Raw genomic sequence first — 18,612 nt, forward strand, 5'->3', positions numbered from 1 at the left:
TCACAATTGTGAATGGAGATCGCACCATGCAACGTCGCAGCCTGATCAAGGCCTTTACCCTTTCCGCTTCCATCGCCGCCATGGGCCTGAGCTGGTCCATCCAGGCCGCCGAGACCATCAAGGTCGGCATCCTGCACTCGCTGTCCGGCACCATGGCCATCTCGGAAACTTCGCTTAAAGACATGGCGCTGATGACCATCGACGAGATCAACGCCAAGGGCGGCGTGCTCGGCAAGCAGTTGGAGCCGGTGGTGGTCGACCCGGCGTCGAACTGGCCGCTGTTCGCCGAGCGTGGCCGCCAGTTGCTGACCCAGGACAAGGTCGCGGTGACCTTCGGCTGCTGGACCTCGGTATCGCGAAAATCCGTGCTGCCGGTCTATGAAGAGCTCAACGGCCTGCTGTTCTACCCGGTGCAGTACGAAGGCGAAGAGATGTCGCCGAACGTGTTCTACACCGGTGCAGCGCCAAACCAGCAGGCCATCCCGGCGGTGGAATACCTGCTCAGCGAAGACGGCGGCGCCGCCAAGCGCTTCTTCCTGCTCGGCACCGACTACGTCTACCCACGCACCACCAACAAGATCCTGCGCGCCTTCCTGCACAGCAAGGGCATCGCCGACAAGGACATCGAAGAGGTCTACACCCCCTTCGGTCATAGCGACTATCAAACCATCGTCGCCAACATCAAGAAGTTCTCCGCTGGCGGCAAGACTGCCGTGGTTTCCACCGTGAACGGCGACTCCAACGTGCCGTTCTACAAGGAGCTGGCCAACCAGGGCCTGGAAGCCACCGAAGTGCCGGTGGTGGCCTTCTCCGTGGGTGAGGAAGAACTGCGCGGCATCGACACCAAGCCACTGGTCGGCCACCTGGCGGCCTGGAACTACTTCCAGTCCGTGGAGAACCCGGTCAACGAGAAATTCGTCGCCAACTGGAAAGCCTACGCCAAGGCCAAGAAGCTGCCGAACGCCGACACCGTGGTGACCAACGACCCGATGGAAGCCACCTACGTGGGCATCCACATGTGGGCGCAAGCGGTCGAGAAGGCCGGCACCACCGACGTCGACAAGGTGCGCGAAGCCATGGCCGGCCAGGAATTCGCGGCCCCGAGCGGCTTCACCCTGAAGATGGACGAGAAGAACCATCACCTGCACAAGCCGGTGATGATCGGCGAGATCCAGGAGGACGGTCAGTTCTCCGTGGTCTGGGAAACCGAAGGCCCGATCCGCGCCCAGCCGTGGAGCCCGTACATCGAAGGCAACGACAAGAAAGCCGATACCCCGGTGAAGTCGAACTGATTCTACGGTTCTCACCCGCTGTAAACCTGTAGGAGCTGGCTTGCCAGCGATCACCCTGATCGCCCGCAAGCGGGCTCCTACAGGCCATCAAGGACCCCCTTATGCCCACTGCCCTTACCCGGATTCTCCTGAGCCTGCTGCTGTTGCTGCCACTGGCGGCGCAGGCTGGCGAGGCCGACGATTTCGTCGCCGCCAACGCCAGCAAGCAGGCCAAACTGCTGCAGGACTGGGCCGCAGCGCCCAGCCCCGAGCGTATGCCACTGTTGCAAGCCCTGCGGCAGGGCCGCGTCGGCAGCGATGCCGACAAACGCGCCTTCATCGAACAGGACGGCACCTGGCAGGCCGCCGATGGCGCAGCCGAAGCCAATGGCACGCCACGCAAGCTGCGCCTGAACAACCGCCTGCGCGGCCTGATCGCCTTCGCCGTGGCCAGCCATCAGTTGCTCGATGACGATGCCGCCGTGCGCCTCGCCGCCGCCAAGCAACTGCAGCGCAATACACCGCCGGCACTGCTGCCGCTGCTGGAAAACCGCCTGAGCATGGAAGCCGACGAGAACGTGCGTGACGCCATCACCCTGGCCCTGGCCAACCTGCAGCTGGAGGCCAGCGACCCGGCCGTGCGCCTGGCTGCCGTGGAGCGTCTGGGCAAGACCGGCGACCCGCTGGCCCGCACCCGCCTGCAAAGCCTGCTCGATGGCGAAGAAAGCGATGCCACCGTGCGCGCCGCTGCCGAGCAGAGCCTGGCTCAAGTGAAGAACAAACTGCTGATCGGCGAACTGCTCGGCCAGGCCTTCAGTGGCCTGTCGCTGGGTTCGATTCTGCTGCTCGCCGCCCTCGGTCTGGCCATCACCTTCGGCCTGCTCGGGGTGATCAACATGGCCCACGGCGAAATGCTGATGCTGGGCGCCTACACCACCTACGTGGTGCAGCTGAGCTTCCAGCGCCTGGCGCCCGAATACCTCACGCTCTACCCACTGGCCGCGTTGCCGATCGCCTTTCTGGTCACGGCCTGCATCGGCATGGCGCTGGAGCGCACGGTGATCCGCCACCTCTATGGCCGGCCGCTGGAAACCCTGCTGGCCACCTGGGGCATCAGCCTGATCCTGATTCAACTGGTACGCGTCACCTTCGGCGCACAGAACGTCGAAGTGGCCAACCCGGCCTGGTTGTCTGGCGGCATGCAGGTGCTGCCGAACCTGGTGCTGCCCTACAACCGCATCGTCATTATCGGCTTCGCCTTGTTCGTCGTGGTCCTGACCTGGCTGCTGCTGAACAAGACGCGCCTGGGCCTGAACGTGCGCGCGGTAACCCAGAACCGCAATATGGCCGCCTGCTGCGGCGTGCCCACCGGACGCGTGGACATGCTGGCCTTCGGTCTCGGTTCGGGCATCGCCGGCCTCGGCGGCGTGGCCCTGAGCCAGATCGGCAACGTCGGCCCGGACCTCGGTCAGAGCTACATCATCGACTCCTTCCTGGTGGTGGTACTCGGCGGCGTCGGCCAACTGGCCGGTAGCGTGCTGGCCGCCTTCGGCCTGGGCGTGGTGAACAAGTTCCTAGAACCGCAGATCGGTGCGGTGCTCGGCAAGATCCTCATCCTCGCGCTGATCATCCTGTTCATCCAGAAACGCCCGCAAGGCCTTTTCGCTCTCAAAGGACGGGTGATCGACTGATGACCAGCGACCGTTATTGCGCCAACGGGCGTAGGGCGGGTGAAACCCGCCAGACAGACCGAACGCCATCACTGCAGCGGCGGGTTGCACCCGCCCTGCGGGCTTAAAGGACGAGTGATCGACTGATGAATGCGATAAATCAAACGCTGCTGGCCCGTGCCAGCGCCAAGCTCGGCCCTCAGGTTTCGCTGGCCATCGGCCTGCTGGTGCTGGCCGTGCTGCTCGCCATGCCACTGCTGCACCTGTTGCCGGCCGACCATGCCCTGCACGTCTCGGCCTATTCGCTGACCCTGGTGGGCAAGATCCTCTGCTACGCCATCGTCGCCCTGGCGCTGGACCTGGTCTGGGGCTACGCCGGCATGCTGTCGCTGGGCCACGGCCTGTTCTTCGCCCTCGGCGGCTACGCCATGGGCATGTACCTGATGCGCCAGAGTGCCGGTGACGGCCTGCCGGCCTTTATGAGCTTCCTCGCCTGGAGCGAGCTGCCCTGGTACTGGTACGGCACCTCCAGCTTCCTCTGGGCCATGTGCCTGGTGGTGCTGGCGCCCGGTCTGCTGGCGCTGGTGTTCGGCTTCTTCGCCTTCCGCTCGCGGATCAAGGGCGTGTACTTCTCGATCATGACCCAGGCGCTGACCTTCGCCGGCATGCTCTTGTTCTTCCGCAACGAAACCGGCTTCGGCGGCAACAACGGCTTTACCGGCTTCACCCGCATCCTCGGCTTCGACATCACCGCGCAGGGCACCCGCGCCGTGCTGTTCTTCGCCACCGTGGTGTTGCTGGTGGGCAGCCTGTACCTGGGCTTTCGCCTGGCACGCAGCAAGTTCGGCCGCGTGCTCACGGCCCTGCGTGACGCCGAGAACCGCCTGATGTTCTGCGGCTACGACCCACGCGGTTACAAGCTGTTCATCTGGGTGCTGAGCGCGGTGTTGTGCGGCCTGGCCGGCGCGCTATACGTGCCGCAGGTGGGCATCATCAACCCCAGCGAAATGGCGCCGACGCAGTCCATCGAAGCTGCCGTATGGGTCGCCCTGGGCGGTCGCGGCACGCTGATCGGCCCGCTGCTTGGCGCCGGCCTGGTCAATGGCATGAAGAGCTGGTTCACCGTGGCCTTCCCGGAATACTGGCTGTTCGCCCTGGGCGCGCTATTCATCGTCGTCACCCTGTTCCTGCCAAGAGGCGTCGTCGGCCTGTTGAAGAAGGAGAAGGATCAATGAAAGCCACACCGGTCTCTGAAACCATGCTCGAAGCCGCCTTCGACCCTACCGGCCTGGCGCTGGACACCGGCAAGAACGTCGGCAAGGGCGTCAACGTCCGCCATGGCACCATCCTTACGCTGGAAGATATCAACGTCAGCTTCGATGGCTTCAAGGCGCTGACCAACCTGACCCTGTACATCGGCGTCGGTGAGCTGCGCTGCATCATCGGCCCCAACGGCGCCGGCAAGACCACCATGATGGACGTGATCACCGGCAAGACCCGCCCGGACAACGGCGTGGCCTACTTCGGCGAGCAGTACGACCTGACTGCCATGAGCGAAGTGCAGATCGCCCAGGCCGGCATCGGCCGCAAGTTCCAGAAGCCGACGGTGTTCGAAGCGCTGACGGTGTTCGAAAACCTGGAGCTGGCACAGAAGACCAACAAATCGGTATGGGCCAGCCTGCGCGCCAGACTCAGCGGCGAGCAGAAGGATCGCATCGAAGAGGTGCTCAATACCATTCGCCTGGAGACGTCTCGCAATCGTCCCGCCGGTTTGCTCTCCCACGGCCAGAAACAGTTCCTCGAGATCGGCATGCTGCTGATGCAGGAGCCGCATCTGCTGCTGCTCGACGAACCAGTGGCAGGCATGACCGACGCCGAGACCGAGTTCACCGCCGAGCTGTTCAAGTCGCTGGCACGCAAGCACTCGCTGATGGTGGTGGAGCACGACATGGGCTTCGTCGGCTCCATCGCCGACCACGTCACCGTACTGCACCAAGGCAGCGTGCTGGCCGAAGGCTCGCTGGAGCAGGTACAGAACGACGAGCGGGTGATCGAGGTTTATCTGGGTCGCTGAAAAGCCCCTCTCCCCCGGCCCCTCTCCCGCAAGCGGTAGAGGGGAGAAGGCTGGCGCTCCGTAGGGTGCGCCGCGCGCACCGCATGCTTAAGGACATCCATATGCTGCAAGTCCAACAACTCCACCAGTATTACGGCGGCAGCCACATCCTCCGTGGCCTGTCGTTCGACGTGAAGGTCGGCGAAGTCACCTGCCTGCTTGGCCGCAACGGCGTGGGCAAGACCACGTTACTCAAATGCCTGATGGGTCTGATCCCGGCCAAGGACGGTAGCGTGCAATGGGAAGGTAAACCCATCACCGCTTTCAAACCGCACCAGCGCGTACACGCTGGTATCGCCTACGTGCCCCAGGGACGCGAAATCTTCGGCCGCCTGACGGTGGAAGAGAACCTGCTGATGGGCCTGTCGCGCTTCCCCGGCAGCCAGGCCAAGGCCGTGCCGGAATTCATCTACGAGCTGTTCCCGGTGCTGCGCGAGATGAAGCATCGCCGTGGCGGCGACCTGTCCGGTGGCCAGCAGCAACAGCTGGCCATCGGTCGCGCCCTGGCCAGCCAGCCGCGCCTGCTGATCCTCGACGAGCCCACCGAAGGTATCCAACCCTCGGTGATCAAGGAGATCGGCGCGGTGATCAAGAAGCTCGCCGCTCGCGGCGACATGGCCATCCTGCTGGTGGAGCAGTTCTATGATTTCGCTGCCGAGCTTGCCGACCAGTATCTGGTGATGAGCCGTGGCGAGATCGTCCAGCAGGGCCGTGGCGAGAACATGGAAGCCGAAGGCGTGCGCGGGTTGGTGGCGATCTGATGCGGAACGTAGGGCGGGTGTAACCCGCCTGATCCATCCAGGGAGCGTCAATTGGTGGGCTGAAACGGATCGCCGCCCGGCCCACCCTACAAATCTGATCCCGCCTTGTAGGAGCCGGCTTGCCGGCGATCCGTTGGCCGAAACGACGGATCGCCCGCAAGCGGACTCCTACAGGCATCACCCGGCGAAATCCGATCCCTCGCGCAGCAACTGGCGTTTCACGCTCTCCAGATGCAGATGCGCGCTTTCGGCGTTGCCCTGCAGCATCTGCCGGCACGCCGCACTGGCAATCGCCGGTGCCACGGCCTTCAGCGGCCGACCGCTGGCCATGGCCTTGAGCTGCACCTCGGCGGCGCGCTCCAGGTAGTAGAGGTCGTCCCAGGCTTCGGCAATACTTAGCCCCAGCACCAAAGGGCCATGGTTCTTCAGCATCACCACATCGGCATCACCTGCCGCGCGGGCGATGCGCTCGCCCTCGGCATCATTCAGGGCAAGGCCCTGATAATCCTCATCCACCACCAGCCGTTCGTAGAACTTCAACGCCGTCTGCCCGGCCCAGACGAAGGGCTCGCCCTCCAGCATGCACAGTGCCGTGGCGTTGGGCATATGGGTGTGGAACGCCGCCGTGGCGCGCGGGTTGAGGCGGTGCAACTGGGCATGGATAAAGAACGCCGTGGCCTCCGGGCGGCCATCGTCCAGCACCACGCGCCCGTCGAAATCGCAGACCAGCAGTGAGGACGCTGTAACCTCGGCGAAGGCCAGGCCATAAGGGTTGACCAGAAACAGCTCGGGCCGCCCGGGCACCACCACGGAAAAGTGGTTGCAGATGCCCTCGCCCATGCCGAGGCGTGCAGCCATGCGAAAGCAGGCGGCCAGGTCGATACGCGCCTGGGCGATCGCGGCGCTGTTCAGGCCCTCAGTGGACACCAGCGGGGCGGTGTTGATTTCGAATGCGTGGGCCATGGTTTCACTCCTGAAAACGGATGCCTCCAGCCTAGCCTGTACATACCAAGCGCCTAGGGACAGTTACCCGACGTCGGCGAGCCAGACGCGCTGACCCGGCCACTTCCAGCATCTGGCTCTACGGCCAACGACCGCTTTGTTCCTAAGGTGCAACCATCCGCAACGGCCAGCCCGAGGTCATCATGAGCACACCGATCAGCAACCAGTACGTCCACGATCTGGATCGCCAGCACGTCTTCCACTCCTGGTCGACCCAGGGCGCCCTCAACCCGCTGGTGATTGCCGGCGGCGAGGGCTGCACCCTGTGGGACTACGACGGCAAACGCTACCTCGACTTCAGCAGCCAACTGGTCAACACCAACATCGGCCACCAGCACCCCAAGGTGATCGCCGCCATCCAGGAACAGGCCGGCAGCCTGGTGACCATCGCCCCGGCCACCGCCAACCTGATGCGTGGCGAAGCGGCCAAGCGCATCCTCGCCCGCGCGCCGGCCGGTTTCTCCAAGGTGTTTTTTACCAACGCCGGCGCCGATGCCAACGAGAACGCCATGCGCATGGCGCGCCTGTATACCGGTCGCGACAAGATCCTCTCCGCCTACCGCTCCTACCACGGCAGCACCGGCGCGGCCATTGTCGCCACCGGCGACCCACGCCGTGTGCCCAATGAGTACGCCCGTGGCCATGTGCACTTTTTTAATCCCTACCTGTACCGCACCGAGTTCAATGCGGCGAACGAAGAAGAAGAATGCGCACGTGCCCTGCAGCACCTGCGCCGGGTCATCGAATGTGAGGGGCCGGGCGCCATCGCCGCCATTCTGCTGGAGAGCATTCCCGGCACCGCCGGCATTCTGGTGCCGCCCAAGGGCTACATGCAGGGCGTACGCAAGCTGGCCGACGAGTTCGGCATTCTGCTCATCCTCGATGAAGTGATGGCCGGTTTCGGCCGTACCGGCAGCTGGCTGGCGCTGGAGCATTTCGACGTGGTGCCGGACCTGATCGTCTTCGCCAAGGGCGTCAACTCCGGCTATGTGCCGGCCGGTGGAGTGATGATTTCCAAGCCGATCTGCGAGCACTTCGACAACCACTTCTTCCCCGGCGGGCTGACCTACTCCGGGCACCCACTGGCCATGGCCGCCATCGTCGCCACGCTGGATGCGATGACCGAGGAAGGCATGGTGGAAAATGCCCGCGATATCGGCGCCCAGGTGCTCGGCCCGGGCCTGAAGAAACTGGCCGAACGCTACCCGATGATCGGCGAGGCGCGTGGCGTCGGCCTGTTCTGGGCGCTGGAATTCGTCAGCGATGTGCAGAAGAAGACGCCGATGCCGGCGCCGGTGATGCAGGAAATGAAGGCGGCGCTGACCGCGCGCGGGCTGCTCAGCTTCGTGGTGGAAAACCGCATCCATGTAGTGCCGCCGTGCATCGTCAGCGCCGCGCAGGTAAACGAGGCGCTGGCGATCTTCGACGAGGTGTTCGCCCTGTTCGCACCGCGTTTTGCCTGACTCTGTCCAGGCCGCAGACAGCCCCCTCTCCCATTTATTGGGGGCACGCCTAGTGGAGAGGGTTGGGGAGAGGGCAAGTACGGCAGATAGGAGTCGCCGGCAAACCCTCTCCCCCGCCCCTCTCCCGCAAGCGGGAGAGGGGAGACAAGCGATCACAACCCCGCCAGCACCTCCCCCAGCTTCTGCACGCCCGGCCGAATGCGTTCGGCATCGATGGCGTGGAACCCCAGGCGCATGAAGTTCTTCGGCGCCTCGCCATCACCCAGGAAGAACTGCGCCCCGGATTCGATCAACACGCTCTGCTGCGCCGCCGCCCAGGCCAGGCGCTGAGTGTCGATGCCCGCAGGCGCCGCCAGCCAGCAGGCGCTGGCACCAGGGCTGCCCATCGGCTGGCAGTCGCTCAGGTCGCTGCGCAGCGCCTGGTAAAGCAGCTCGCGGCGGCGGCAATGTTCCTCGCGAAAACGCCGCAGGTGCGCGTCGTAATGCCCCTGGGCGAGGAAGTCGGCGAGCATGCGCTGGTTGTTCAGCGGCGGATGTCGGTACATCAGCCGGCGCAGGGCGCGGAGCTCGTCGATCAGCTCAGCGTCGGCGACCATGTAGCCGATCCGCAGCCCCGGCGAAAAGGCCTTGGACAGGCTGCTCAGATAGATCACCCGGCCGCTGCTGTCGCTGGCCTTGAGCGCCGGCAGTGGGTGGTTGTCGAGGTTGAATTCGGCGTCGTAGTCGTCCTCGATCAGCACCTGGTCGTGCTCACGAATCTGCCTCAGCAGTTGTTCGCGCCGCGCCGTGCTCATCGCCACGCCGGTGGGTACCTGGTGCCCCGGCGTCACGTAGAGGTACTGGCAGTCATCCAGCCGCCGGTCCACCACAAGGCCCTGATCGTCGACATCCTGCAGGTGCACCTTGGCGCCGTGAATGTCGAAGATGCTAGCCGCATCGCGAAAACCAGGGTTCTCCACGCCAACGCGCACACCGCGCGCCATCAGCAGGCTGGCCAGCAGATAGAGCGCGTTCTGCGAACCGAGGGTGACCAGAATCTCGTCGGCCCGCGCCCAGATGCCGCGCTTGGGCAGCACGCGGGTGCACTCAAGGACACCGCCTTTCTCACCATCATCACCGTGCAGGAACTGACCGCTGCGGCCAACTCGGTGCAAGCCACCTACTTCATCCCCAGCGAGGCGTTCATCGTGGTCATCGCCCTGTACTGGATCATCAGCATCTGCCTGGAACTGGCGCTCAAATGGGCGAGCCGGTTCGGCGCCAAACGAGGTTTCGAACATGCCTGAGGCACCTGCGGTACAGATCGACAATCTTTCCAAGAGCTTCGACGGTATCGAGGTGCTGCGCGACATCTCGTTGACCGTGAACAAGGGCGAGGTGGTCAGCGTGCTGGGTTCGTCCGGCTCGGGCAAATCCACCCTGCTGCGCTGCATCAACTGGCTCGAAGAGCCGGATCGCGGCAGTATTCACATCGCCGGCCAGCGCATCGGCGTCGACGCCCAGGGCAAGCGCATGAACAACCGCGACCTGGCAGCGATCCGCGCCAAGACCGGCATGGTGTTCCAGAGCTTCAACCTGTGGCCGCACCTGAACGTGCTGCAGAACGTCATGGAAGCACCGATGCAGGTGAAGAAGATGCGCAAGGACGAGGCCCGCGCCATCGCCCAGACGCTGCTGGAAAAAGTTGGCATGGAACAGAAGGCCGAAGCCTTTCCCTACACCCTCTCCGGCGGGCAGAAGCAGCGCGTGGCGATAGCCCGTGCCCTGGCCATGAGCCCGGAGGTGATCCTGTTCGACGAGCCGACCTCGGCACTCGACCCGGAGCGGGTCGGCGAAGTGCTGACGGTGATGAAAAACCTCTCCAGCGAGGGCTACACCATGATCGTGGTCACCCACGAAATGGAATTCGCCCGCGCGGTGTCCGATCAGGTGGTGTTCCTGGAAAAGGGCCTGCTGATCGAGAAATCCGCCCCGGAGAAGTTCTTCACCAACCCGGAAACCGAACGCGTGCGCAAGTTCCTCGAACTTTCCGCATGACCCTCGCCGGCACGCAGCCGGCGAGCCAACCGCTAGTAACGAAACGAGGTTATCCATGAGCAAGGTGGCATTCATCACAGGCGCGACATCCGGTTTCGGCCGCGCCACGGCACGACGCTTCGCCGAGGCCGGCTGGATCCTGGTACTCAGCGGCCGACGCCTGGAGCGCCTGGAAGAGCTGAAGGCCGAGTTGCAGGACAAGGTACCAGTGCACATCGCCGCGCTCGACGTGCGCGATGCTGCTGCGGTGAAGGCGCTGGTCGACGGCCTGCAAGCGCCCTTCGACCGTATCGACGTGCTGGTCAATAATGCCGGTCTGGCGCTGGCCCCGGAGGCCGCGCAGAAGGTTGCCCTGCAAGACTGGCACACCATGATCGACACTAACATCACCGGCCTGGTCAACGTCACCCATGCGGTACTGCCCAAGCTGCTGGAAATCGGCAAGGGCACCAGCATCATCAACATCGGCTCGGTGGCCGGCGAATGGCCCTACCCGGGCGGCCACGTCTATGGCGCCAGCAAGGCCTTCGTCAAACAGTTCAGCTTCAACCTGCGCTGCGACCTGGTATCCACCGGCGTGCGCGTCACCGACATCGCGCCGGGCATGGCCGAAACCGAATTCACCCTGGTGCGCACCAAGGGCAACCAGGCTGCCTCCGACGCGCTGTACGGCAGCACCACGCCGCTGACCGCCGAGGACATCGCCGAGCAGATCTTCTACGTCGCCACCCTGCCGGACCATATCAACATCAACCGTCTGGAAATCATGCCGAGCCGCCAGGCCTGGTCGCCCTTCGCCGTCGACCGCGATTGAAGGACGAAACTCACCGTAGGGCGGGTGCAACCCGCCAGGCCACCCATGTCTGATGACGCCCCTGCCCTACGCCCACAACACCCGCAACAGACTCCCCACCGACAGCAGTACCAGCAAACCACCGACCAGCACCCGCAGCGAAAACGGCTGCCAGCGCGGATGCAGCCATTGGCCGAGCAGGTTGCCGGCCAACGCCGGCAATGCCAGCTCCAGTGCCAGCCGCCAGAGCGCGCCGTTCAACACACCCGCAAGGCCCAACCCGATCAGCGCAGCGCCACTGCTGGCGAGGAAGAACAGCACTGCCGTACCGCGCAACTGGCGCGCATCGAGGCCGCTGCGCAGCAGGTAGATCATCAATGGCGGGCCGCCGGCCGAGGCCAGGGTGGTCGCCAGGCCGGATGCCAGCCCGGCCAACCAGGCCATACCCTGGCCCACCGGTGTGGCGACGGACGGACGCCACAACACCAGCACGCCACCGCACAAACAAAGCACCGCCACCAGCGGCGCCATGATGTGGGCAGGCAGCCACAGCAATAGCCAGGCGCCCAGCGGCACCGCCAGCAGCATGCCGACCAACAGACGCCCCAGCACGCGCCCATGCACGGCGCGCAGCGCCGCCGGCCACAGCGTTACGCTGCAGGCCACATCGAGAATCAGCGCCACTGGCACCGCTTCCGCAGGCGGCAGTCGCAGCATCAGTCCGAGCGCCATCAGCATGGCGAAACCGAAGCCGCTGTAGCCGCGCACCAACCCCGCGGCGAAGGCGATAAAGGTAAACATGAGCGCTCCGCACGAATCGACGCCCGACTCTAGAGCTGGCCATGCTCGATAGGCAGAGCCAGATGCAGCAGTGCGACTGGCCACCGCCGCAGACAGCCGTAAATGCGCACCGAATTGGTTCAGGGCACGCCTCTTGCTTGCCCACTCGGTCAACTATCCTGCGGACCCCCTGCCTTAACATGAATCTGCCTGCCGCCCTGTTCACGCCAAGCTGGCCTGCCGAGCTGGAGCTGGCCTACGCGCGCCACGGCGAACGCACCACACCAGTGCAGAGACGCCACCTAGGCCCACTTAGAGTGCAGAAGCACCTGTATGCCGAAGGCCCGGAGGTGTGCCAGCACATCATCGTCCACCCGCCTGGAGGCATTGCCGGCGGCGACGTCCTGGACATCTCGGCCCACGCTGGCGAAAACACCTGGGTGCAGCTCACCAGCCCCGGAGCGGCCAAGTGGTATCGCGCCTCCGGTGTCGCTCGGCAGGATCTGCGCCTGCGCATCGACGCCGGCGCCACCCTGGAGTGGCTGCCGCAGGAAACCATCATCTATGCCGGCGCCCAGGCCGAACTGCATACGCAGATCGACCTGCACGGTGACGCCCGCCTGCTTTACTGGGACATCGTCGCCCTCGGCCGCCCGGCTGCCGACGAGCGCTTTGCCAGCGGCCATTTTCAGGCCGCGCTGGATGTCCGCCGTGACGGCAAGCTGCTCTGGCACGAACGCCAGCGCGTGGTCGGCGGCGACGGTCTGCTCGATTCACCTATCGGCCTCAACGGCCAGCCGGTGTTCGCCACCCTGCTGATCAGCGCCGATGTAGACAGTGATTTGCTGGAGCGCTGCCGGGAGCTGAAGATCGACGGTGTACGCGGTGACCTCAGCCAGCTCTCGGGCCTGCTGGTCGCACGCTGCCTGGCCAGCGAAGCACTCAAGGCTCGCGCCTGGCTGATCGAGCTCTGGCGCCTGCTGCGCCCGGCGATGCTGGGGCGCGAAGCAGTGTCACCCCGAATCTGGAGCACATGAGCACAACGGACATGTAGGAGCCGGCTTGCCGGCGATCAGGCCTCTGTCGATCGCCGGCAAGCCGGCTCCTACAAATTGCAGTACAGCCACGCCAGAGTGGAACAGCGCACGCCGCGTTCCACCCAGCGACCGAAGCACTATTGCGGACAAGGCACAGCCTTGCCGCTCCAAGACTGGAGCCGTCATGGATTTGTCACCAAGAGAAAAAGACAAGCTGCTGATCTTCACCGCCGGCCTGGTGGCCGAGCGCCGCCTGGCGCGTGGGGTCAAGCTGAATTACCCGGAGGCCATGGCTTACATCTCTGCCGCCCTGCTCGAAGGCGCGCGCGACGGCCAGACAGTCGCCGAACTGATGCATTTCGGCACCACCCTGCTGAGCCGCGATCAGGTGATGGAGGGTGTGCCGGAGATGATCCCGGAGATCCAGATCGAAGCCACCTTCCCTGACGGCACCAAACTGGTGACCGTGCACCAGCCGATCGCCTGAACCATGAATTTCGACATAGTGAATGCCGGCGAAGCCGACCTGCCCGGCATTCTCGCCATTTACAACGACGCGGTGCAGCACACCACGGCGATCTGGAACGAGACCCTGGTGGATCTCGCCAACCGCCGCGCCTGGCTGGCGGAGCGCACTGCAGCGGGCTTCCCGGTACTGGTCGCACATGACGCCGCCGGCGAGGTAGTCGGTTATGCCAGCTACGGCACCTGGCGCACCATCGAAGGCTTTCGCCAGACCGCCGAGCACTCGGTCTACATACGTGCCGACCAGCGCGGCCAGGGCCTAGGCCCGACGCTGATGCAGGCGCTGATCGAGCGCGCTCGCGCCGCCAACCTGCATGTCATGGTCGCCGCCATCGAGTCGGAGAACGCTGCCTCGATTCGTCTGCATCAGCGCCTCGGCTTCGTCACCAGCGGGCAGATGCCCCAGGTCGGCCGCAAGTTCGGGCGCTGGCTGGATCTGACCTTTATGCAACTGATTCTGGAGTGAGAACCCCATGATTCCCGGCGAATACCAGATTGCCGACGGCGAGATCGAACTCAATGCCGGTCGCCGCACCCTGACCCTGTCCGTGGCCAACAGCGGCGACCGGCCGATCCAGGTCGGCTCGCACTACCACTTCTTCGAAACCAATGACGCCCTGCTGTTCGACCGAGCCAGTACTCGCGGTATGCGCCTGAATATCCCGGCCGGCACTGCCGTACGTTTCGAGCCGGGGCAGAGCCGTGACGTGGAGCTGGTCGATCTGGCCGGCGCCCGCCGGGTGTTCGGCTTCGCCGGCCGGGTGATGGGCGATCTATAGCCCGTAGGATGCGCCGTGCGCACCAGCAACGACACAGATAGCAACGGTGCGCACAGCGCACCCTACGAGGACTTCCAATGAAGATTTCCCGCCAAGCCTACGCCGACATGTTCGGCCCCACCGTCGGCGACAAGGTGCGCCTGGCCGATACCGACCTGTGGATCGAAGTCGAGAAGGACTTCACCACCTACGGTGAAGAAGTGAAATTCGGCGGCGGCAAGGTGATCCGCGACGGCATGGGCCAGGGCCAGCTGTGCGCGGCCGACGTGGTCGACACGCTGATCACCAACGCGCTGATCATCGACCACTGGGGCATCGTCAAGGCCGACGTCGGCCTCAAGGACGGGCGCATCAAAGCCATCGGCAAGGCCGGCAACCCGGATATCCAGCCGGACGTGACCATCGCCATCGGTGCCGGTACCGAGGTGATCGCCGGCGAAGGCATGATCCTCACCGCCGGCGGCATCGACACCCACATCCACTTCATCTGCCCGCAGCAGATCGAAGAGGCGCTGATGAGCGGGGTGACCACCATGATCGGTGGCGGCACGGGACCTGCCACCGGCACCAACGCCACCACTTGCACCTCCGGGCCCTGGCACATGGCGCGCATGCTGCAGGCCGCCGACGCCTTCCCGATGAACCTGGGCTTCACCGGCAAGGGCAACGCCTCGCTGCCCGAGCCCTTGATCGAGCAGGTCAAGGCCGGCGCCATCGGTCTGAAGCTGCACGAAGACTGGGGCACCACCCCGGCGGCCATCGACAACTGCCTGAGCGTGGCCGACCAATACGACGTGCAGGTGGCGATCCACACCGACACCCTGAACGAATCCGGCTTCGTCGAGACCACCCTCGGCGCGTTCAAGGGCCGCACCATCCACACCTACCACACCGAGGGTGCCGGCGGCGGCCACGCCCCGGATATCATCAAGGCCTGCGGTTTCCCCAACGTACTGCCGTCCTCGACCAACCCGACCCGGCCGTTCACCAAGAACACCATCGACGAGCACCTGGACATGCTGATGGTCTGCCACCACCTCGACCCGAGCATCGCCGAGGACGTGGCCTTCGCCGAGAGCCGTATCCGCCGTGAAACCATCGCCGCCGAGGATATCCTCCACGACCTCGGCGCGTTTTCCATGATCAGTTCCGACAGCCAGGCCATGGGCCGCGTCGGCGAGGTGATCACGCGTACCTGGCAAACCGCCGACAAGATGAAGCAGCAGCGCGGCGCGCTGCCCGAAGACGAGCCCGGCAACGACAACTTCCGCGCCAAACGCTACATCGCCAAGTACACCATCAACCCGGCGATCACCCACGGCATCAGCCATGAAGTGGGCTCGGTGGAAGTGGGTAAATGGGCTGACCTGGTGCTCTGGCGCCCGGCCTTCTTCGGCGTCAAGCCGACGCTGATCCTCAAGGGTGGCGCCATCGCCGCCAGCCTGATGGGCGACGCCAACGCCTCGATCCCCACGCCGCAACCGGTGCACTACCGACCGATGTTCGCCAGCTATGGTGGCAGCCGCCATGCCACCAGCATCACCTTCATCAGCCAGGCGGCGTTCGAAGCCGGCGTGCCGCAGCAGCTCGGCCTGCAGAAGAAAATCGGCGTGGTCAAAGGTTGCCGCGAGGTGCAGAAGACTGATCTGATCCATAACGGCTACCTGCCCAATATCGAGGTCGATCCGCAGAACTACCAGGTCAAGGCCGACGGCCAGTTGCTCTGGTGCGAACCGGCCGAGGTACTGCCGATGGCGCAGCGTTATTTCCTGTTCTGAGTTGCCTGGCGGGTTGCACCCGCCCTACGGGAGCGGTGATTGCCACACCTGCGCAAACCACACGGCCTGTTTTGACATCCCTGGCGGGTTTCACCCGCCCTACGGGGTAGGTGATTGCCCACTTGCGCAAACCTGTAGGGCGGGTGCAACCCGCCAATTCATTCTCCGGTTTATTCCCCGACACCCAGCTCATCAAGGCTCGCATCCCCGCCCCAATCGACGGGGTAAATGCCCTGCTTCACCCAACGATGAAACGACGACCAGGGCCAATCCCCCACACGCGTTACCAGCCCATGCTTGAGCGGGTTGCCGTGCAGGTAGTCGAAATGTTGCGCGTAGTCGCACTCGTCACGGATCAGATGCTCCCAGAAGCGCTGCTGCCAGAGCGTGCCCTGGCCCTTCGTCTGACGTCGGTGGCTCAACAAATCCGAGCGGTTATAGCGGCTGCCACACGCATGCGTGACATGCCGCTTGATCAACCGCCAGCGATTGGAAAAGTCCGCATCACCTGCCGGCAAGCGCCAGATGGCATGCAGGTGATCGGGCAACAATACCCAGGCGTCGATGACGAAGGGCTGGGTAAGACGCACCGTTTCGATGGCTTCGCGCAAAGCCTGGCGGATATCGGGATCAGTGAGGATCGGCTGACGCCGCTCAGTGACAAGCGTGAAGAAATAGGTGCCGCCAGGAACGGCGGCGCGGCAGTAGTCAGACATGGCAACGTCCTTGTTGCGGAGTTGGCTGTGGCGGGTTTCACCCGCCCCACGGTCATGTGTAGAGCGGGTGCAAACCACCATTACCACTCAGGCTAGCTCATTCAGGACGCCTGCTTCATCTCGTCGTAGGCGTTGAGATAGTCACCCGCCAGTTGCTGCTTCTCCTTGTCGCGAAGCAGCTTGCCGGCCATCTGGAAGAAGGTGTGTTCTTCTTCCTTGAGGTGATGCTCGACCTTGTCCGCCAGCGCCTTGGCTTGCGCCAGCCAGCTCGGGCTGCTGGGGTCGGTTTCCTCCAGGTCCTCGATCATTTCGTCCATCTGGTGATGCTCGGCGATCGCGTGGCGCGACAGATCCACGCCCGCATCCTGCTGCATCAGGGGAATATAGAAATGGCGTTCTTCGGCCACCGAGTGCACGGCCAGCTCCTGCTTGAGCTGAGAGAACAAAGCGTGGCGTTCGGCGCTGTCGCCCTGGGTGGCGATCAGTTTCTGCGCCAGTTCGCGCTGGATATCGTGGCTGATGCGTAGGGCTTCAAAAATCGTCATGCAGGCACCTCTTCCTGAGTCACGGTCTAGTAGCACTAGACCATCAGGACTCGAATAGGTGCCGTACCGCTTGCTCAGCGCAGCTGGCTGTCCTTGCTACCGCGACGGTTGTAGCCGCTGTAGGCGGCATTCTCCCGGTCGTGCTCGGCCTGGCAGTTGACGCACAGGCGCACGCCGGGAATCGCCTGACGCCGAGCCTCGGGAATGATTGCATCGCACTCTTCGCAATGACGCAGGCTCTCGCCCTTCGGCAGCTGGCTGCGAGCACGCGCGACGGCGTCCTCGATGCTGCTGTCGATCTGCTCCTGCACTGCGTCGTCACTTGCCCATCCGCCTGCCATGCTCTGTTTCCTCGCGCTCTCCGGACAGATATGCGCCCGAGAAATGCGAAGTGCAAGTGCTGCTGGTCGTTATTCGCGCACTTCCATGAACTCCTTGGCCCAGAGGATGTAATCCTCGGGCATGGTGTACTTGTGGGTCAGCTCGGTGGCGTTGAGGTCGCACGGCTGGGCACCGCGCTGTTCGCGCAGGCAGTCGTAGGTGGCCTTGATCGCGGCGAAGTAGGCAGCATGGCCGTTGACCACGATGCGCACGCCCAGGCGCGCCAGACGTTGGTTGTCGCGCAGTTCGGGATTGCCGTAGGTGACCAGCATCAGCGGCACCTTGAGGCCTGCGGCGATCTGCTCCAGGTGGGCGAAATCCTTGATCCCGACCAGGCAGATGCCGTCGGCGCCGGCTGCCTCATAGGCGCGAGTGCGGCGGATCACTTCGTCCACCTCCAGCACCCCCGCGTGGGTACGGGCGATGATCGAGAGCTCCGGATCGACACGCGCCTCCAGCGCAGCGAGGATCTTGCCGACGCCTTCCTCGATGGAGATCAGGTCGGTGGACTTGCGACCGAACTGGGCCGGCAGCAGGGTGTCCTCGATGGTCAGCGCGGCGACGCCGGCGCGTTCCAGCTCGACCACGGTGCGCATCACATTGAGCGCATTACCGTAGCCGTGGTCGGCATCGGCGATCACCGGCAAACGCGAGACGCGGCCGATGCGCGCGGCCTGCTCGACGAATTCGCTGAGAGTGATCAGGGCGAAGTCCGGCGCACCGAGTACCTGCAGGGAGGCGACGGAGCCGCCGAGGATACCGACCTCGAAGTCGAGATCGGCGGCGATGCGGGCGGACATGGGGTCGAAGACCGAAGCCGTGTGGTAGCAGCGGTCGGAAGCCAGCAGGGCACGAAAGGCACTGCGTAACTCATGATGAGATGCACGTTGCAGGATGGGCATGGGGCGTATTCCAAAGTCGGTTGAATCGCTTTTTTCTCTTTTTAGTAATGGCGTAGACG

General features: G+C 64.3%; 21 protein-coding genes. 14 read left to right on the plus strand and 7 right to left on the minus strand.

Annotated features, from left to right (window positions below):
- The first annotated feature begins 26 nt into the window (after positions 1-26).
- The 5 genes from urtA to urtE all read left to right on the plus strand — a co-directional run bounded on the left by urtA (position 27) and on the right by urtE (position 5,815).
- Positions 27-1,292: an urea ABC transporter substrate-binding protein gene (gene urtA, locus N5J71_RS04200; RefSeq protein WP_074856160.1), complete on the plus strand. Its 1,266-nt coding sequence runs from the start codon at positions 27-29 to the stop codon at positions 1,290-1,292.
- 101 nt (positions 1,293-1,393) lie between these two features.
- A complete protein-coding gene (urtB, locus tag N5J71_RS04205) occupies positions 1,394-2,962 on the plus strand; it encodes an urea ABC transporter permease subunit UrtB (protein ID WP_004425141.1) in 1,569 nt (522 codons plus the stop codon).
- 125 nt (positions 2,963-3,087) lie between these two features.
- On the plus strand, positions 3,088-4,176 hold the full coding sequence (gene urtC, locus N5J71_RS04210) for an urea ABC transporter permease subunit UrtC (RefSeq protein WP_279870529.1): 1,089 nt from the start codon (positions 3,088-3,090) through the stop codon (positions 4,174-4,176).
- On the plus strand, positions 4,173-5,015 hold the full coding sequence (gene urtD / locus N5J71_RS04215; RefSeq protein WP_257597694.1) for an urea ABC transporter ATP-binding protein UrtD: 843 nt from the start codon (positions 4,173-4,175) through the stop codon (positions 5,013-5,015). The genes urtC and urtD overlap by 4 nt, the downstream gene beginning before the upstream one ends.
- Positions 5,016-5,116: 101 nt before the next feature.
- Positions 5,117-5,815 (plus strand): urea ABC transporter ATP-binding subunit UrtE, encoded by a 699-nt coding sequence (urtE, locus tag N5J71_RS04220; protein ID WP_279916376.1) that lies wholly within the window; start codon positions 5,117-5,119, stop codon positions 5,813-5,815.
- A 177-nt stretch (positions 5,816-5,992) separates the two neighbouring features.
- Here the strand turns inward: urtE and N5J71_RS04225 are convergent, their stop codons facing one another.
- Positions 5,993-6,778, minus strand: coding sequence for an aldolase (locus N5J71_RS04225; RefSeq protein ID WP_279916377.1), 786 nt, complete (start codon positions 6,776-6,778; stop codon positions 5,993-5,995).
- A 182-nt stretch (positions 6,779-6,960) separates the two neighbouring features.
- Here N5J71_RS04225 and N5J71_RS04230 point away from each other — a divergent pair, with 182 nt between their 5' ends.
- On the plus strand, positions 6,961-8,280 hold the full coding sequence (locus N5J71_RS04230) for an aspartate aminotransferase family protein (protein WP_279870527.1): 1,320 nt from the start codon (positions 6,961-6,963) through the stop codon (positions 8,278-8,280).
- Between the two features lie 152 nt (positions 8,281-8,432).
- Here N5J71_RS04230 and N5J71_RS04235 read toward each other — a convergent pair whose 3' ends face one another.
- Positions 8,433-9,356, minus strand: a complete 924-nt coding sequence (locus N5J71_RS04235; RefSeq protein WP_255311552.1) for an aminotransferase-like domain-containing protein — start codon at positions 9,354-9,356, stop codon at positions 8,433-8,435.
- Positions 9,357-9,398: 42 nt separating this feature from the next.
- On the opposite strand from N5J71_RS04235, the gene N5J71_RS04240 reads away from it, so the two are divergent.
- The 3 genes from N5J71_RS04240 to N5J71_RS04250 are packed head-to-tail and all read left to right on the plus strand — an operon-like array spanning position 9,399 to position 11,131.
- Entirely contained in the window at positions 9,399-9,566 is a 168-nt protein-coding gene (locus tag N5J71_RS04240) for an ABC transporter permease family protein (protein ID WP_211098120.1), read from the plus strand.
- Positions 9,559-10,317, plus strand: coding sequence for an amino acid ABC transporter ATP-binding protein (locus tag N5J71_RS04245; RefSeq protein ID WP_004425154.1), 759 nt, complete (start codon positions 9,559-9,561; stop codon positions 10,315-10,317). Before N5J71_RS04240 ends, N5J71_RS04245 begins: the two co-directional genes overlap by 8 nt.
- A 55-nt stretch (positions 10,318-10,372) precedes the next feature.
- Entirely contained in the window at positions 10,373-11,131 is a 759-nt protein-coding gene (locus N5J71_RS04250; protein WP_279916378.1) for an SDR family NAD(P)-dependent oxidoreductase, read from the plus strand.
- 66 nt (positions 11,132-11,197) lie between these two features.
- Here N5J71_RS04250 and N5J71_RS04255 read toward each other — a convergent pair whose 3' ends face one another.
- Positions 11,198-11,911 (minus strand): sulfite exporter TauE/SafE family protein, encoded by a 714-nt coding sequence (locus N5J71_RS04255; protein ID WP_075745335.1) that lies wholly within the window; start codon positions 11,909-11,911, stop codon positions 11,198-11,200.
- Between the two features lie 179 nt (positions 11,912-12,090).
- Between N5J71_RS04255 and N5J71_RS04260 the strand changes: the two genes are divergently transcribed.
- From N5J71_RS04260 to ureC, 5 genes are all read left to right on the plus strand, one after another.
- A complete protein-coding gene (locus N5J71_RS04260; RefSeq protein ID WP_143509913.1) occupies positions 12,091-12,927 on the plus strand; it encodes an urease accessory protein UreD in 837 nt (278 codons plus the stop codon).
- A gap of 184 nt (positions 12,928-13,111) precedes the next feature.
- Positions 13,112-13,414 carry an urease subunit gamma gene (gene ureA, locus N5J71_RS04265; protein WP_017678731.1) on the plus strand — a complete coding sequence of 101 codons (303 nt, stop codon included), beginning with the start codon at positions 13,112-13,114 and terminating at the stop codon, positions 13,412-13,414.
- 3 nt (positions 13,415-13,417) lie between these two features.
- On the plus strand, positions 13,418-13,918 hold the full coding sequence (locus N5J71_RS04270; RefSeq protein ID WP_279916379.1) for a GNAT family N-acetyltransferase: 501 nt from the start codon (positions 13,418-13,420) through the stop codon (positions 13,916-13,918).
- A gap of 7 nt (positions 13,919-13,925) precedes the next feature.
- Complete coding sequence (locus N5J71_RS04275) at positions 13,926-14,231, plus strand: urease subunit beta (RefSeq protein ID WP_106732559.1); 306 nt, start codon at positions 13,926-13,928, stop codon at positions 14,229-14,231.
- A gap of 77 nt (positions 14,232-14,308) precedes the next feature.
- Positions 14,309-16,009 carry an urease subunit alpha gene (gene ureC, locus N5J71_RS04280; protein WP_279916380.1) on the plus strand — a complete coding sequence of 567 codons (1,701 nt, stop codon included), beginning with the start codon at positions 14,309-14,311 and terminating at the stop codon, positions 16,007-16,009.
- A gap of 170 nt (positions 16,010-16,179) precedes the next feature.
- On the opposite strand, the gene N5J71_RS04285 is transcribed toward ureC, so the two are convergent.
- The 4 genes from N5J71_RS04285 to N5J71_RS04300 all read right to left on the minus strand — a co-directional run bounded on the left by N5J71_RS04285 (position 16,180) and on the right by N5J71_RS04300 (position 18,544).
- A complete protein-coding gene (locus N5J71_RS04285) occupies positions 16,180-16,725 on the minus strand; it encodes an REP-associated tyrosine transposase (protein ID WP_279916382.1) in 546 nt (181 codons plus the stop codon).
- Between the two features lie 101 nt (positions 16,726-16,826).
- Positions 16,827-17,270 carry a hemerythrin domain-containing protein gene (locus tag N5J71_RS04290; protein WP_017678727.1) on the minus strand — a complete coding sequence of 148 codons (444 nt, stop codon included), beginning with the start codon at positions 17,268-17,270 and terminating at the stop codon, positions 16,827-16,829.
- Positions 17,271-17,344: 74 nt separating this feature from the next.
- The gene (locus tag N5J71_RS04295; protein WP_004425171.1) at positions 17,345-17,611 is read right to left on the minus strand and encodes a DksA/TraR family C4-type zinc finger protein; all 267 of its coding nucleotides are present in this window, start codon (positions 17,609-17,611) and stop codon (positions 17,345-17,347) included.
- Between the two features lie 69 nt (positions 17,612-17,680).
- Positions 17,681-18,544: an isocitrate lyase/PEP mutase family protein gene (locus N5J71_RS04300; protein WP_026088748.1), complete on the minus strand. Its 864-nt coding sequence runs from the start codon at positions 18,542-18,544 to the stop codon at positions 17,681-17,683.
- Between the last annotated feature and the right edge of the window lie 68 nt (positions 18,545-18,612).

The sequence above is a fragment of the Ectopseudomonas oleovorans genome (genome assembly GCF_029845265.1).
Lineage (GTDB): Bacteria > Pseudomonadota > Gammaproteobacteria > Pseudomonadales > Pseudomonadaceae > Aquipseudomonas > Aquipseudomonas oleovorans.

Excerpts from the sequence above, each read along its gene's own strand:
- N5J71_RS04260 (WP_143509913.1), top strand. The coding sequence starts at position 12,091 with ATGAATCTGCCTGCCGCCCTGTTCACGCCAAGCTGGCCTGCCGAGCTG.
- N5J71_RS04225 (WP_279916377.1), bottom strand. The coding sequence starts at position 6,778 with ATGGCCCACGCATTCGAAATCAACACCGCCCCGCTGGTGTCCACTGAG.
- ureC (WP_279916380.1), top strand. The coding sequence starts at position 14,309 with ATGAAGATTTCCCGCCAAGCCTACGCCGACATGTTCGGCCCCACCGTC.
- N5J71_RS04295 (WP_004425171.1), bottom strand. The coding sequence starts at position 17,611 with ATGGCAGGCGGATGGGCAAGTGACGACGCAGTGCAGGAGCAGATCGAC.
- N5J71_RS04270 (WP_279916379.1), top strand. The coding sequence starts at position 13,418 with ATGAATTTCGACATAGTGAATGCCGGCGAAGCCGACCTGCCCGGCATT.
- N5J71_RS04230 (WP_279870527.1), top strand. The coding sequence starts at position 6,961 with ATGAGCACACCGATCAGCAACCAGTACGTCCACGATCTGGATCGCCAG.
- N5J71_RS04285 (WP_279916382.1), bottom strand. The coding sequence starts at position 16,725 with ATGTCTGACTACTGCCGCGCCGCCGTTCCTGGCGGCACCTATTTCTTC.
- urtE (WP_279916376.1), top strand. The coding sequence starts at position 5,117 with ATGCTGCAAGTCCAACAACTCCACCAGTATTACGGCGGCAGCCACATC.
- urtA (WP_074856160.1), top strand. The coding sequence starts at position 27 with ATGCAACGTCGCAGCCTGATCAAGGCCTTTACCCTTTCCGCTTCCATC.
- urtC (WP_279870529.1), top strand. The coding sequence starts at position 3,088 with ATGAATGCGATAAATCAAACGCTGCTGGCCCGTGCCAGCGCCAAGCTC.
- N5J71_RS04255 (WP_075745335.1), bottom strand. The coding sequence starts at position 11,911 with ATGTTTACCTTTATCGCCTTCGCCGCGGGGTTGGTGCGCGGCTACAGC.
- N5J71_RS04250 (WP_279916378.1), top strand. The coding sequence starts at position 10,373 with ATGAGCAAGGTGGCATTCATCACAGGCGCGACATCCGGTTTCGGCCGC.
- N5J71_RS04245 (WP_004425154.1), top strand. The coding sequence starts at position 9,559 with ATGCCTGAGGCACCTGCGGTACAGATCGACAATCTTTCCAAGAGCTTC.
- urtB (WP_004425141.1), top strand. The coding sequence starts at position 1,394 with ATGCCCACTGCCCTTACCCGGATTCTCCTGAGCCTGCTGCTGTTGCTG.
- urtD (WP_257597694.1), top strand. The coding sequence starts at position 4,173 with ATGAAAGCCACACCGGTCTCTGAAACCATGCTCGAAGCCGCCTTCGAC.
- N5J71_RS04290 (WP_017678727.1), bottom strand. The coding sequence starts at position 17,270 with ATGACGATTTTTGAAGCCCTACGCATCAGCCACGATATCCAGCGCGAA.
- ureA (WP_017678731.1), top strand. The coding sequence starts at position 13,112 with ATGGATTTGTCACCAAGAGAAAAAGACAAGCTGCTGATCTTCACCGCC.
- N5J71_RS04275 (WP_106732559.1), top strand. The coding sequence starts at position 13,926 with ATGATTCCCGGCGAATACCAGATTGCCGACGGCGAGATCGAACTCAAT.